At 72.9% G+C, this 16,925-nt stretch carries 2 protein-coding genes; both read left to right on the forward strand.

Features of this window, described 5'->3' with window-relative positions:
• Nucleotides 1-9: 9 nt before the first annotated feature.
• Complete coding sequence (locus tag H5J30_RS04550) at nt 10-16,350, forward strand: type I polyketide synthase (RefSeq protein ID WP_220188528.1); 16,341 nt, start codon at nt 10-12, stop codon at nt 16,348-16,350.
• A 53-nt stretch (nt 16,351-16,403) separates the two neighbouring features.
• Nucleotides 16,404-16,925: beta-ketoacyl synthase N-terminal-like domain-containing protein (locus H5J30_RS04555; protein WP_181785854.1), on the forward strand; the 522-nt coding region annotated here is incomplete at its 3' end.

Consider the following 16,925-nt stretch of genomic DNA (forward strand, 5'->3'; position numbering starts at 1 on the left):
CAGGTCGAGGTGGGCGCGCTGGCGTCGGGGCTGTGGTCGGGTCGGGCGAAGATGGAGCACCGCGCGGGTGTCGTCACGGCCGACCGGGGCGAGTTGCTGGAGGCGCTGACCGCGCTGGCCGCGGGTGCGGCGCACCCGGCGCTGGTGACGGGACCAGGGTCGGTGGCGGCGGGGAAGACCGCGTTCGTGTTCCCGGGGCAGGGTTCGCAGTGGACCCGTATGGGCTACGAACTGGCCGCCCAGGAGCCGGCGTTCGCGGCGCACCTGGCCGCGTGCCGCGACGAGCTGTCCCGCTGGTGCGACTGGGACCTCCTCGAAGTCCTCGCCAGCGAGGACGACAACGCCCTCGACCGAGTCGATGTCGTGCAGCCAGCGCTGTTCGCCGTCATGACCGGCATCAGCCAGCTGCTACGCCACCACGGCGTGGAGCCGGACGCGGTCATCGGCCACTCGCAGGGCGAGATCGCCGCGGCGTACGTCGCAGGCGCTCTGACCCTGCCTGACGCTGTCGCCGTCGTTGCGCTGCGGGCGCAGGCCATCACGCGCCTCGCGGGCACCGGCACCATGGCGTCGTTCCCGCTGCCCCAGGACGAGCTGGGCGACCTGCCCAAGGGCGTTTACGTGGCCGCGGTCAACGGCCCGCACACCACCGTCCTCGCCGGAGAAACACAGCCCCTCACCGACCTGGTCAACACGTACCAGGAGCGCGAGATCCGGGCACGCCTGATCCCGGTGGACTACGCCTCCCACACCCCGCACGTCGAAGACCTGCGCGAAACGATCCTCGGCGATCTGACCGAGCGCGCCGCCATCAAGCCCGTGGCCCCGAGCATCCCGTTCTACTCCACCCACACCGGGGCCCTGCTCGCCGATGACCGACTGCTCGACGCGGAGTACTGGTTCGACAACCTCCGCCACCCCGTCCACTTCCACACCACCCTCGAACAACTCCTCGACGACGGCCACCACACCCTCATCGAGTCCAGCCCGCACCCGGTCATGACCGCCGCCCTGGCGGACACGTTCGAGCAGCGCGCCACCCCCGCCCACCACCACGCCACCCTCATCCGCAACAACGGAACAAGCACCCGCTTCCTCACCGCCCTCACCACCCTCCACACCCACCACCACCCCATCGACCTCACCCCCCACTTCCGGCCTGTCGAGGAGTCCGTCGAGCTGCTGCACGGGCTGCCCACCTACCCGTTCCAGCACCAGCCGTACTGGCTGGACGCCCCGGCCCAACTCACCAGCGCCACCGACCTCGGCCTGAGCAGCACCACCCATCCCCTCCTCAGCGCCGCCGTCCAACTCGCCGACACCACCGGCGCGGCGGAGACCGGTGCCAGCACGACGGTGTTCACCGGCCGCCTCGGCCTGGCCACGCACCCGTGGCTGGCGGACCACGCCGTTGCCGGTACGGTCCTCCTCCCCGGCACCGCCCTGGTGGACCTCGCCCTGCACACCGGCGACCACACCGGCGCCACCCACCTCGAAGAGCTGACCCTCCACGCGCCCCTGGTGCTTCAGGAGTCCGGCGCCCGCGACCTCCAGGTCACCGCCGCGCCGCTCGCCGAAGGCCAGGGCGGTTGGCAGGTCACGGTCCACTCCCGTCCCCACACCGACGACGAGGCCGAGCCCGACTCCTGGACCTGCCACGCCACCGGCACGCTCACCGCCGAACCGGACGAGGCGGCCCAGCCGCTCACCCAGTGGCCGCCCGCCGGGGCACAGGCCCTCGACGTCACCGAGCTGTACCCGCAGATGGCGGCTGCCGGCTACGGGTACGGGCCCGCCTTCCGCGGCGTCACCGCGGCGTGGGCGCAGCCCGACGGCACCCTCCACGCCGAGATCGCCCTCCCCGGGGACACGGACGCCGACGGGCACACCGTCCACCCGGCCCTGCTCGACGCCGCCCTCCACCCCCTGGCCCTGCGCGCCCTCGCCAAGGGCGACGCCGCGAAGGACGAGGCGCGGGAGCTGCGGCTGCCGTTCGCGTGGAGCGGTGTGTCCGTGCACGCCACCGGCGCCACCCGGCTCCGCGCCACCCTCGTACCCACCGGCGAACACGGCCACGACATCACCCTCCACGCCTGGGACCCCACCGGCGCCCCCGTCGCCACCATCGCCGCCCTCAACACCCGACCCGTCGACCCCACCGCGCTGACCAGCGGCGGTGCCGACGCCGGGGCCGCGACCCGCAGCAGCCTCTTCCAGCTCGCCTGGACCCCGCCCCAGGCTCAGCAGGACGACTCCGACCGGATCGACCCGGACCGGGTGGATCTGTACGTGGCCCCCCGGCCCGCGGAGGACACTCCCGCCGCGGCCCACGCCGCGACCGAGGCGCTGCTGACCCGCCTCCAGGGCTGGCTGGCCGACAACGACGAGACGGACCGCCGCCTCGTCGTCCTCACCCACCGCGCCGTCGCCACCGGCCCGGCGGAGGACGTGCACCTGGCGCACGCACCGCTGTGGGGCCTGGTCCGTACCGCCCAGAACGAACAGCCCGACCGCATCCACCTCGTGGACACCGACACCGCGGTGGACGCGGGGGCGACGGCGGTCACCGACGTACCCCGCCTCGCCGACGCCCTCGCCGCGGGTGAGCCGCAGCTCGCGCTCCGCCACGGCCAGTTCCTCGTCGCGCGCCTGGTGCGCGCGACCGGTGCCGCCGGGGCGCTCGCGATGCCGGAGAGCACCTGGAAGCTGGCCACCGGGGGCGACGGCACGCTGGAGGCGGTCACCTGCCGGCCGATGCCGGAGTGGGACGAGCCACTGGCCGGCGGGCAGGTGCGCGTACAACTGCACGCGGTCGGGCTGAACTTCCGCGACACGCTCATCGCCCTGGGCATGTACCCCGGCGACGCCCCCCTCGGCAGCGAGGGCGCGGGCGTCGTCACCGGCGTCGCCGACGACGTCACGGGCTTCGCCGTGGGCGACCGGGTGATGGGCGTGATGATCGACGGCGCGGGCTCCCACGCCGTCACCGACCACCGCCTGCTCACCACCGTGCCCGAGCGGTGGGGGTTCACCCAGGCGGCGGGCATTCCGGTGGCCTTCCTCACCGCGTACTACGCCCTGAAGGACCTGGGCCGCCTGGAGTCCGGCGAGTCTCTGCTGCTGCACGCCGCGACCGGCGGCGTCGGCTCCGCCGCACTCCAACTCGCCCGCCACTTCGGCGCCGACGTCTACGCCACCGCCAGCCCTGCCAAACACCACCTGCTGCGCGCCCAGGGCCTCGACGGCACGCACATCGCGTCCAGCCGGAGCCTGGACTTCGAGGAGCACTTCCGCACGCACGGCCCGGAGCAGGGCGTGGACGTGGTCCTCAACGCGCTCGCCCACGAGTTCACCGACGCCTCACTGCGCCTTGCGCGTCCCGGCGGCCGGTTCATCGAGATGGGCAAGACCGACATCCGAGACGCCGACACCGTGCAGGCGGAGCACCGTGTCGAGTACCGGAACTTCGACCTCATCGAGGCCGGCCCCGACCGCATCCAGCAGATCCTGGCCCACCTCACCGAGCTGTTCGCCGCAGGCCACCTGACCCCGCTGCCCACGACCTCCTTCGACGTACGGCACACCCCGCAGGCTCTACGCCACCTCAGCCAGGCCCGGCACACGGGCAAGCTGATCCTGACCCTGCCGCGGGCGCTCGACCCGGACGGCACCGTACTGATCACCGGTGGCACCGGCGTCCTCGCCGGCCTGACCGCCCGCCACCTGGTCACCGAGCACGGCGTACGCCACCTCCTCCTGGCCTCCCGCAGCGGCCCCGACCACCCGGCCGCCACCACCCTGCACGACGAACTCACCGAACTCGGCGCCCACATCACCATCACCGCCTGCGACGTCACCGACGCCGACGCCGTACGCACCCTCATCGACTCCGTCGATGAACGGCACCCGCTCACCGCCGTCATCCACACCGCGGGCGCCCTGAACGACACCGTCCTCACGCAGCTCACCCCCGAGAACCTGCACCCGGTCCTCGACCCGAAGGTCGACGCCACCCACCACCTGCACGAGGCGACGCGGCACCTGCCCCTGGCGCACTTCGTCGTGTACTCCTCCGCTGCCGGCACACTGGGCAACCCCGGCCAGGCGAACTACGCCGCCGCCAACGCCTACCTCGACGCCCTCGCCCACCAGCGCACCCGGCAGGGCCTCCCCGCCACCAGCCTCGCCTGGGGCTACTGGAAGCAGGCCACCGGCCTCACCGCCCACCTGAGCGACAACGAGGTCCGCAACGTCACCCTCGGCACCACCCCGCTCGAAGCAGACCACGCCTTCCGCCTGTTCGACGCGGCCCTCGCCGGCCCCGAGGCGTACCAGCTGTGCCTTCCGCTCAACCCCGCCGCCCTGCGCACGGCCCCCCGCCTCCCCGCGCTCCTGCGCGACATCGTCCCCCGGCAGGCCCGCCGCGTCGCCGCCACTTCGGCGGCGGGCGACGGCAACGCGCTCGCCGAGCAGCTCGCCGCGCTTCCCGAGGCCGAGCAGGAGCGCCGACTGCTGGACCTGGTCCGCAGCAACGTCGCCGCGGTACTCGGCCACGGCACCGGCGAGGCGATCGACGCGCAACGCCCGTTCAAGGAGCTGGGCTTCGACTCCCTCACCGCCGTCGAACTCCGCAACCGCCTCACCAACGCCACCGCGCTGCGCCTCCCCGCGACCCTGATCTTCGACCACCCGACGCCCCAGGCACTGACCCGCCACCTCCTCGGCCAGTTCCTCGACACCGGGTCCCTCACCTCCCGGGCCCGGAGCCGCGCAGGCACCGCCACGGCCGCCCTCACCGACGACCCGATCGCGATCGTCTCGATGGCCTGCCGCTACCCCGGCGGCGTACGCGACTCGCAGGCGCTCTGGGATCTCGTCAGCACCGGTCGCGACGCCATCGGCGACCTCCCGACCAACCGCGGCTGGGACCTGGAGAACCTGTACGACCCGGACCCCGACGCCACGGGCAAGGTCTACACCCGGCACGGCGCGTTCCTGCACGACGCCGACCTGTTCGACGCGGACTTCTTCCACATGAACCCGCGCGAGGCCCTCGCCACGGACCCGCAGCAGCGGCTGCTGCTGGAGACCTCGTGGGAGGCGTTCGAGCGGGCGGGCATCGACGCCGCGGCGCTCCACGGCAGCAACACCGGCGTGTTCGCGGGCGTCATCTCGCAGGACTACCTGCTGCGGCTGCACCAGAACCCGGAGGGGCTGGAGGGCTACATCGCCACCGGCAGCTCGGGCAGCGTGGCATCCGGCCGGATCGCGTACACCTTCGGGCTCGAAGGCCCGGCGATGACGGTGGACACGGCGTGCTCGTCCTCCCTCGTCGCCCTGCACCTGGCCATGCAGGCGCTGCGCAACGGCGAGTGCGACCTCGCGCTCGCCGGCGGCGCGACCGTCATGGCCACCCCCGGCACCTTCCAGGTCTTCTCCCGCCAGCGCGGCCTGGCCGCAGACGGCCGCTGCAAGCCCTTCGCGGACGCGGCGGACGGCACCGGCTGGGGCGAAGGCGCGGGCCTCCTCCTGCTCGAACGGCTCTCGGACGCGCAGCGCAACGGACACCGGGTCCTGGCGGTGCTGAAGGGCTCCGCGATCAACCAGGACGGCGCCTCCAACGGCCTCACCGCGCCCAACGGCCCGTCGCAGCAGCGGGTCATCGAGCAGGCGCTGGCCAATTCGGGGCTGGCCGCGGAGCAGATCGACGTGGTCGAGGCGCACGGTACGGGTACGACGCTGGGCGACCCGATCGAGGCGCAGGCCCTCCTCGCCACGTACGGCCAGGCGCACACCGAGGAGCAGCCCCTGTGGCTGGGCTCCATCAAGTCCAACATCGGCCACACGCAGGCCGCTTCCGGGGTCGCGGGCGTCATCAAGATGGTCGAGGCCCTGCGGTACGGCCGGCTGCCGCAGACCCTGAACGTGGATCGGCCGTCGACCCATGTGGAGTGGGACACCGGCCACGTGTCGCTGCTGACGGAGACGCGGGAGTGGCCGGAGACGGGCGAGCCGCGACGTGCGGCGGTGTCGTCGTTCGGCATGAGCGGTACCAACGCGCACCTGATCCTGGAAGCGGCCCCGGCCCAGTCGGCGCCGGACGAGGCAGCGGACGAGACCGAGCCCGGTGCTGCGGTGCCGGTGGTGGTTTCGGCACGTACGGCGGGCGCGCTGGCGCAGGCCGCGGAGCAGCTTGCGGGGTACGTGGAGCGGCACCCGGGGATCGAAGTGGGTCCGCTGGCGGCGCGGTTGTGGTCCGGGCGGGCGAAGATGGAGCACCGCGCGGGCGTCGTCACCGCCGACCGGGACGAGTTGCTGGAGGCGCTGACCGCGCTGGCCACGGGTGCGGCGCACCCGGCACTGGTCACGGGACCGGGATCGGTGGCGGCGGGGAAGACCGCGTTCGTGTTCCCGGGGCAGGGGTCGCAGTGGACCCGTATGGGCTACGAACTCGCCGCCCAGGAGCCGGCGTTCGCGGCGCACCTGGCCGCGTGCAGGGACGAGCTGTCCCGCTGGTGCGACTGGGACCTGCTGGAAGTGCTGGCCAGCGAGGACGAGACCGCCCTCGACCGAGTTGATGTCGTGCAGCCCGCGCTGTTCACGGTCATGACCGGCATCGCCCAACTCCTGCGCCACCACGGCGTGGAGCCGGACGCGGTCATCGGCCACTCCCAAGGCGAGATCGCCGCCGCCTACGTCGCCGGAGCGCTGACGCTCGCCGACGCCATCGCGGTGGTGGCACTGCGGGCGCAGGCCATCACCCGCCTCGCGGGCACCGGCACCATGGCCTCCTTCCCGCTGCCGCAGGACGAGCTGGGCAACCTGCCCGACGGTGTCTACGTGGCCGCCATCAACGGCCCGCACACGACGATCCTCGCCGGGGAAACGCAGCCGTTGACGGATCTGGTCAACACGTACCAGGAGCGCGAGATCCGGGCGCGTCTGATCCCGGTGGACTACGCCTCCCACACCCCCCACGTCGAAGACCTGCGCGAAACGATCATCACGGACCTCGCCGAGCGCGCCGGTATCGAGCCGATGCCGCCGACGATCCCGTTCTACTCCACCCACACCGGCGCCCTGCTCACCTTCGACCAGGACCTCGACGCCGAATACTGGTTCGACAACCTCCGCCACCCCGTCCACTTCCACACCACCCTCGAACAACTCCTCGACGACGGCCACCACACCCTGATCGAGTCCAGCCCCCACCCGGTCATGACCGCCGCTCTGGCGGACACCTTCGAGCAGCGCGCCACCCCGGCCCGCCACTACGCGACCCTCGTCCGCAACGACGACACCAAGGTCCGCTTCCTCACCGCGCTCACCACCCTCCACACCCACCACCACCCCATCGACCTCACCCTCCACCTCCCCGCCGCCGACCACTCGGGCGACGAACTTCCCGAGCTGCCCACGTACCCCTTCCAGCGGGAGAGCTACTGGCTCCACGGCTCCGCCCAGCTCACCAGCGCGTCCGACCTCGGCCTGGGCACCACCGCCCACCCGCTGCTGCACGCCGCCGTCCCGCTCGCGGACGAGACGGGCACGGGCGCCGCCGGCGCGGTGGTGTTCACCGGACGCGTCAGCCTGAGCAGCCACCCCTGGCTGGCGGACCACGCCGTTGCCGGTACGGTCCTCCTCCCCGGCACCGCCCTGGTGGACCTCGCCCTGCACACCGGCGACCACACCGGCGCCACCCACCTCGAAGAGCTGACGCTCCAGGCGCCCCTGGTACTCCAGGAGTCCGGCGCCCGGGACCTCCAGGTCACCGCAAGCCCCCGCCCGGACGCGGACGGCTGGCAGGTCACGATCCACTCCCGCCCCCACACGGGCGAGGAGGCCGAGCCCGAGCCGTGGACCTGCCACGCCACCGGCACGCTGACCGCCGAACCGGCGGCGAAGGCCGAGGCGCTGGCCCAGTGGCCGCCCGCGGGCGCACAGGCCCTCGACGTGTCCGACATCTACCCCCGGCTGGCCGCGGGCGGGTACGAGTACGGGCCCGCCTTCCGCGGCGTCACCGCGGCGTGGGCGCAGCCCGACGGCACGCTCCACGCCGAGATCGCCCTGCCCGAGGACACCGAGCCGGACGGCCACACGATCCACCCCGCCCTCCTCGACGCAGCCCTCCACCCACTGGCGGCCCACGGCGGCGCCAAGGCCAAGGCGGGCACGGCGGAGGACGCGCAGGTGCGCCTGCCGTTCGCGTGGACCGGTGTCTCCGTCCACGCCACCGGCGCCACCCACCTCCGCGCGACGATCACCCCCACCGGCGCCGAGGGCCACGACCTCGCCCTGCGCGCCTGGGATCCCGCCGGCGCCCCCGTCGCCACCATCGCCGCCCTCAACACCCGACCCATCGACGCCTCGGCGCTGACCGGCAGTGCCGACGCCGGGGCCGCGACCCGCAACAGCCTCTTCCACCTCTCCTGGAGCCCCGCTCAGGCGGAGCAGGAGGAGCACGCGGAGCTGGACCGGTACGACGTCCACGTCGCCGCGCCCGCCGCCGAGGACACCCCGGCCGCGGCCCACGCCGCGACCGAGGCGCTGCTCGTCCACGTACAGAACTGGCTGGCCGCCAACGACCAGACCGACCGCCTGCTCGCGGTCGTCACCCACCGGGCCGTCGCCACCCACCCGGCGGAGGACGTCCACCTCGCCCACGCCCCGCTCTGGGGCCTGCTCCGCAGCGCCCAGAACGAGAACCCCGACCGCATCCACCTCGTGGACACCGACGCCGCGGGCCTCGACCCGGACGCCGGCGCCGCCGACATCCCGTACCTCGCCGACGCACTCGCCACCGGAGAGCCCCAGCTCGCCGTCCGCGGCGGCCAGGTGCTGGCCGCGCGCCTCGTGCGCGCGGCGGGTACGGAGAGCGGTGTGCTGGACGTGCCGGAGGGCACGTGGAAGCTGGGGAACGAGGGCGACGGCACGCTGGAGGCGCTCGCGTGCCGGCCCGCCCCCGAGTGGGACGTGCCGCTGACCGGCAGCCAGGTGCGCGTACGACTGCACGCGGTCGGGCTGAACTTCCGCGACACGCTCATCGCCCTGGGCATGTACCCCGGCGAGGCACCCCTCGGCAGCGAGGGTGCCGGTGTGGTGACCGAGGTCGGAGCCGACGTCACGGGTGTCGCGGTCGGCGACCGCGTCATGGGCCTCATGCCCGAGGGCGCCGGCAGCCGGGCGATCACCGACCACCGCCTGCTCACGCCCGTCCCGGAGGAGTGGTCCTCCACCCAGGCGGCGGGCATTCCGGTGGCCTTCCTCACCGCGTACTACGCCCTGAAGGACCTGGGCCGCCTGGAAGCCGGGGAGTCGCTGCTGCTGCACGCCGCGACCGGCGGCGTCGGCTCCGCCGCACTCCAACTCGCCCGCCACTTCGGCGCCGACGTCTACGCCACCGCCAGCCCTGCCAAACACCACCTGCTCTACGCGCAGGGCCTGGACGACGCGCACATCGCGTCCAGCCGGTCCCTCGACTTCGAGGAGCACTTCCGCACCCACACCCCGAACCAGGGCGTGGACGTCGTCCTCAACGCGCTCGCTCACGAGTTCACCGACGCCTCACTGCGCCTCGTCCGCCCCGGCGGCCGGTTCATCGAGATGGGCAAGACCGACATCCGCGACCCGCAGACAGTCGAGGCCGAACACCGCGCCCAATACCGGAACTTCGACCTCATCGAGGCCGGCCCCGACCGCATCCAGCAGATCCTGGCCCACCTCACCGAGATGTTCGCTGCAGGCCAGCTGACCCCCCTGCCCACGACCTCCTTCGACGTGCGGCAGGCCCGCCAGGCCCTGCGCTACCTGAGCCAGGCCCGGCACACCGGCAAGGTGATCCTGGACCTTCCGCGGGCGCTCGACCCGAACGGCACCGTACTGATCACCGGCGGCACCGGCGTCCTCGCCGGCCTGACCGCCCGCCACCTGGTCACCGAGCACGGCGTACGCCACCTCCTCCTGGCCTCCCGCAGCGGCCCCGACCACCCGGCCGCCACCACCCTGCACGACGAACTCACCGAACTCGGCGCCCACATCACCATCACCGCCTGCGACGTCACCGACGCCGACGCCGTACGCACCCTCATCGACTCCGTCGATGAACGGCACCCGCTCACCGCCGTCATCCACACCGCGGGCGCCCTGAACGACACCGTGCTGACCAAGACCACCCCGGACGACCTGCACCCGGTCCTGGCGCCGAAGGTCGACGCCGCGTACCACCTGCACCAAGCGACCCGGCACCTGCCGCTTGCCCGGTTCGTCGTCTACTCCTCGGCCGCGGGCACCCTCGGCAACCCGGGGCAGGCGAACTACGCCGCTGCCAACACCTACCTCGACGCCCTCGCCCACCACCGCACCCGACAGGGCCTCCCCACCACCAGCCTCGCCTGGGGCTACTGGAAGCAGGCCACCGGCCTCACCGCCCACCTCACCGCCGACCAGCAGGGCCGCACCGGCACGGCACTCTCCACGGAACACGGCCTGCGGCTCTTCGACGTCGCGCTCCGGGAGCGCCCCGAGTCGACGCTCGTCTGCATGCCGATCGAGCCGGGGAGCCTGCGCCGCGCGGCAAAGGTGCCGGCTCTGCTGCGTGACCTCGTGCCGGCCACCGCGCGCCGCGCGACCGCCGCGGGCGCGGGCGCGGTGCGGCGTTCCGGCCTGGCGGAGGAGCTGGCCGGGCTCGGCGAGGCCGAGCAGGACCGGCTGGTGCGGGACCTGATCCGGAGCAACGTCGCGGCGGTCCTCGGCCACGCGCGCCCCGAGACCATCGACCCGCAGCGCCCGTTCAAGGAGCTGGGCTTCGACTCCCTCACCGCCGTCGAACTCCGCAACCGGCTCACCAACGCCACCGCGCTCCAACTGCCGTCCACGCTGGTCTTCGACCACCCGACGCTCACCGAGCTGTCGGTGTTCCTGCGGGGCAAGCTGCTGGACGAGCAGCCGCGGCTGCGCGCGGCGAAGCAGGTCGCGACCGTCGTGGACGACGACCCGATCGCGATCGTCTCGATGGCCTGCCGCTACCCCGGCGGGATGCGGCGGCCGGAGGACCTGTGGAAGCTGGTCTCCGAGGGCGTCGAGGCGATCGGCGACCTGCCGGACGACCGCGGCTGGGACCTCGAAGGGCTGTACGACCCGGACCCGGACGCGCCGGGGAAGATGTACACCCGCAAGGGCGCGTTCCTGTACGACGCCGGGCAGTTCGACGCGGACTTCTTCCACATGAACCCGCGCGAGGCCCTCGCCACGGACCCGCAGCAGCGGCTGCTGCTGGAAACCGCGTGGGAGGCGTTCGAACGGGCGGGCATCGACCCGACCAGCCTCAAGGGCAGCAGCACCGGCGTCTTCGCGGGCGTCATCTCGCAGGACTACCTGATGCGCATGCACGACGCGCCGGACCACCTGGAGGGCTACTTCGCCACGGGCGGCTCCGCGAGCATCGCTTCGGGGCGGGTGGCGTACACGTTCGGGCTCGAAGGCCCGGCGATGACGGTGGACACGGCGTGCTCGTCGTCGCTGGTCGCGCTGCACCTCGCGGCGCAGGCGCTGCGCAACGGTGAGTGCGACCTCGCCCTCGCCGGCGGCGCGACCATCATGGCCACCCCCGGCACCTTCCAGGTCTTCTCCCGCCAGCGCGGCCTGGCCGCAGACGGCCGCTGCAAGCCCTTCGCGGACGCGGCGGACGGCACCGGCTGGGGCGAAGGCGTCGGCCTGGTACTGGTCGAGCGGCTGTCGGACGCGCGGCGCAACGGACACGAGGTACTCGCCGTCGTCCGCGGCTCCGCAATCAACCAGGACGGCGCCTCCAACGGCCTCACCGCCCCCAACGGCCCGTCGCAGCGCCGCGTCATCGAGCAGGCCCTCGCCAACGCCGGGCTCAGCGGCGACCAGGTCCACGCGGTGGAGGGGCACGGTACGGGTACGACGCTGGGCGACCCGATCGAGGCGCAGGCGCTGCTGGAGACGTACGGCCAGGCGCACTCCGAGGCGAATCCGCTGTGGCTGGGCTCCATCAAGTCCAACATCGGCCACACGCAGGCCGCGGCCGGGGTGGCGGGCGTCATCAAGATGGTCGAGGCCATGCGCCACGGTGTGCTCCCCCCGACCCTCAACGTCGACGCGCCCACCAGCCATGTCGACTGGGACGCGGGCCACATTCAGTTGCTGACGGAAGCCCGCCCCTGGACCGAGGAGGGCGGCCCGCGGCGCGCGGCCGTGTCGTCGTTCGGCATGAGCGGCACCAACGCGCACCTGATCCTGGAAGCGGCCCCCGCCGAGGCGGACGCCGAGGCCGAGCCGGAGGCGGTGGCCCCGCCGGTGCCGGTGGTGGTCTCCGCCCGTTCGGCGGCGGCGCTGGCGCAGTCGGCCGGCCGCCTCGCGGAGTACGTGGAGCAGCACCCGGAGATCGAGGTGGGCCCGTTGGCCGCACGCTTGTGGTCGGGTCGGGCGAAGATGGAGCACCGCGCGGGCGTCGTCACCGCCGACCGGGACGAACTCCTGGAGGCGCTGACCGCCCTGGCCGCGGGTGCGGCGCACCCGGCACTGGTCACGGGACCGGGATCGGCGGCGGCGGGGAAGACGGCGTTCGTGTTCCCGGGGCAGGGTTCGCAGTGGACTCGTATGGGCTACGAACTGGCCGCCCAGGAACCGGCGTTCGCGGCGCACCTGGCCGCGTGCCGGGACGAGCTGTCCCGCTGGTGCGACTGGGACCTCCTGGAAGTCCTCGCCAGCGAAGACGAGACCGCCCTCGACCGAGTCGATATCGTGCAGCCCGCGCTGTTCGCGGTCATGACCGGCATCAGCCAGCTGCTACGCCACCACGGCGTGGAGCCGGACGCAGTCATCGGCCACTCGCAGGGCGAGATCGCCGCGGCGTACGTCGCCGGAGCGCTGACCCTGCCTGACGCTGTCGCCGTCGTGGCGCTGCGGGCGCAGGCCATCACGCGCCTCGCGGGCACCGGCACCATGGCGTCGTTCCCGCTGCCGCAGGACGAGCTGGGCGGCCTGCCCGACGGCGTCTACGTCGCCGCGGTCAACGGCCCGCACACCACCATCCTCGCCGGAGAAACACAGCCCCTCACCGACCTGGTCAACACGTACCAGGAGCGCGAGATCCGGGCCCGCCTGATCCCCGTCGACTACGCCTCCCACACCCCCCACGTCGAAGACCTGCGCGAAACGATCCTCGGCGATCTGACCGAGCGCGCCGGTATCGAGCCGATGCCGCCGACGATCCCGTTCTACTCCACCCACACCGGCGCCCTGCTCACCTTCGACCAGGACCTCGACGCCGAATACTGGTTCAACAACCTCCGCCACCCCGTCCACTTCCACACCACCCTCGAACAACTCCTCGACGACGGCCACTACACACTCATCGAGTCCAGCCCCCACCCGGTCATGACCGCCGCCCTCGCCGACGCTTTCGAGCAGCACCCGACCACCGCCCACCACCACGCCACCCTCATCCGCAACAACGGCTCGCAGACCCGTTTCCTGACGGCCCTCACCACCCTCCACGCCCACCACCACCCCATCGACCTCACTCGTCACCTCCCGCAGGCGGGTAACACACCCGCGGGCCTGCCCACCTATCCGTTCCAGCACCAGCCCTACTGGCTCAACGCCCCCGCCCGGCTCACCAGCGCCGGTGACCTGGGCCTCGCCACGACGACACACCCGCTTCTGCACGCCGCGGTCCAGCTCGCCGACGGCGGCGACGGCGGCACGGGCACCACGGTGTTCACCGGCCGGGTCGGCCTGGGCACCCACCCCTGGCTCGCCGACCACGCCGTCGCCGGGACCGTGCTGCTGCCCGGCACCGGCCTGGTCGACCTCGCCCTGCACGCCGGTGACCACACCGGCGCCACCCACCTCGAAGAGCTGACGCTCCAGGCGCCGCTGGTGCTGGAGGAGTCCGGCGCCCGCGACGTCCAGGTCACTGCCGCCCCCGCGGGCGGATCCGACGCAGGTGGTACGGGCCGGTGGCAGGTCACGATCCACTCGCGCCCGCACACCGGCGACGCCGAACCCGAGCCGTGGACCTGCCACGCCACGGGCACTCTCACCGCGGAAGCCGCCGAAGCCGCCGAAGCGCTGACCGAGTGGCCTCCTACGGGTGCGGAGTCCTTCGACGTCGACGCGCTCTACCCCGAGCTGGCGGCGGCGGGCTACGAGTACGGTCCCGTCTTCCGGGGCGTGACCGCGGCGTGGAAGGGAGCCGACGGGGCCCTGCACGCCGAGATCGCCCTCCCGCCGGGCGCCGACTCCGCCGGCCACACCCTCCACCCCGCGCTCCTCGACGCCGCGTTGCACCCGCTCGCCGCGCACAACGACGGCGCGGACGGGCAACTGCGGCTGCCGTTCGCGTGGAGCGGTGTGTCGGTGCACGCCACCGGCGCCACCGAGCTACGGGCCACGCTCACCCCCACCGGCGAGCAGGGCCACGACCTCGCCCTCCGGGCGTGGGACGCGACGGGCGCACCGGTGGCGACGGTCACGGCCCTCAACACCCGGCCCGTCGACGCCGCGGCGCTCAGCGCCCGCAGCAGCGACGACACCCGCAACAGCCTGTTCCACCTCACGTGGAGCCCTGCCCCGGCCGAGCCGGCGACTCACGTGGACCTCGACCAGGTCGACGTGTACGCGGCCGCCCCGGCGGAGGACGACTCCCCCGCCGCGGCGCACGCCGCGACCGAGGCGCTACTGACGCACCTTCAGGGCTGGCTGGCAGAGAACGACGAGACCGACCGCCGTCTCGTCGTCCTCACCCACCGCGCCGTCGCAACGAGTTCAGACGAGGACGTGCACCTGGCCCACGCCCCGCTGTGGGGCCTGGTCCGTACCGCCCAGAACGAGAACCCCGACCGCATCCACCTCATCGACACCGACACCACCGGAGACACCCCGCAACTCGCGAACGCCCTCGCCACCGGCGAGCCCCAACTCGCCCTCCACGGCAATGACATCCTCATCCCCCGCCTGACCCGCTCCAGCTCCACCGACACCACCGCCCGGCCCCTCGACCCCGACGGCACCGTGCTCATCACCGGCGGCACCGGCGGACTGGCCAGCCTCACCGCCCACCACCTGATCACCCAACACGGCGTACGCCACCTGCACCTCGCCTCCCGCAGCGGCCCCGACCACCCCAACGCCGCCACGCTCACCGCCGAACTCACCGAACTCGGCGCCCACATCACCATCACCGCCTGCGACACCACCGACGCCGACGCCGTACGCGCCCTCGTCGACTCCATCGAGGACGACCACCCTCTGACCGCCGTCATCCACACCGCGGGTGCACTGAACGACGCCGTACTGTCCAAGCTCACCCCCGACAGGCTGCACCCGGTACTCGCCCCCAAGGTGGACGCTGCCTACCACCTCCACCAAGCCACCAAAAACCTCGACCTCGCCCACTTCGTCCTCTACTCCTCCGCCGCCGGCACCCTCGGCAACCCCGGCCAAGCCAACTACGCCGCCGCCAACACCTACCTCGACACCCTCGCCCACCACCGCACCCACCACGGCCTCCCCACCACCAGCCTCGCCTGGGGCTACTGGGAACACACCACCGGCCTCACCGGCCACCTCAGCGACAACGAGGTCCGCAAGGTCACCCACGGCAGCACTCCCCTCACCGCCGACCACGCCCTGCGCCTCCTCGACACCGCACTCATTACCCCCCAGCCCCACCACCTGTGCACTCCGCTCAACCCCAGCACTCTCCGCACCACACCCCACCTCCCCGCGCTCCTCCGCGACCTCGTACCGGTCCCCCGCCGCACCGCCGCGCGGACGCACGGTGCGCAGCCGTCGGGGACGGACCTGGCCGCCCGGCTCGGGGCGCTGCCGCCGGAGGGGCAGCAGAAGCTGCTGCTCGACGTCGTGTGCAGCGCGGTCGCCGCGGTTCTCGGGCACGGCGGCGCGGACGCGATCGATCCGTACCGCCCGTTCAACGAGCTGGGCTTCGACTCCCTCACCGCCGTCCAGCTCCGCAACCGCCTCAGCGAGGCGACCGGGCTCCGTCTGACCTCCACGCTGATCTTCGACTACCCGACGCCGAACGACCTGGCCCGTTACGTCGGCGAGGGCATCGGTCTGGACGAGACGAGCGTGGAGACCTCCTTCCTGGCGGAGATCGACAAGCTCGAACTGACACTGATCGACCGTTCCGCGGAAGACGCCGGGCGAGTGAAGGTGACACGCCGACTCCAGGCCCTCCTCACCCGCCTCAACGAGACCGCACGCACGGAGCCGGCCGGCGAGGACATCGAGACGAAGCTCCGGTCCGCGTCCAACGACGAACTCTTCGACCTGCTCGACGGCGATCTCGACCTTTCCTGACCCCGGCGGCGTCCGCGCCGCCCCAGCAATTCCGTACAGAGGAGCGACGACCAATGTCGGACGAAGCCAAGCTTCGGGAGTACCTGACCCGCGCAGTCGCCGAGCTGCACCAGACGCGGCAGCGCCTGCAGGACGCCGAGACGGCAAGGCAGGAGCCGATTGCGATCGTTTCGATGGCCTGCCGGTACCCGGGCGGGGTGCGTTCGCCGGAGGACCTGTGGCAGCTGGTCGCGGACGGCACGGACGCGATCTCCGGCTTCCCCGGCAACCGCGGCTGGGACGTCGAGGGCCTCTACGACCCGGACCCCGACCGGACCGGGAAGAGCTACTCCCGCGAGGGTGGCTTCCTGCACGCGGCGGACGAGTTCGACCCCGAGTTCTTCGGCATGAGCCCGCGGGAGGCCACGGCCACGGACCCGCAGCAGCGGCTCCTGCTGGAGGCCGCCTGGGAGACGTTCGAGCGCGCGGGCATCGACTCCCACTCCCTCAAGGGCAGCAAGACGGGTGTGTTCGCCGGGGTCATGTACGACGACTACACCGGCCGGCTCATGCACCGGATCCCGGAGGGCTACGAA

The organism is Streptomyces phytophilus, assembly GCF_013870535.1.
Taxonomy (GTDB): domain Bacteria; phylum Actinomycetota; class Actinomycetes; order Streptomycetales; family Streptomycetaceae; genus Streptomyces; species Streptomyces phytophilus.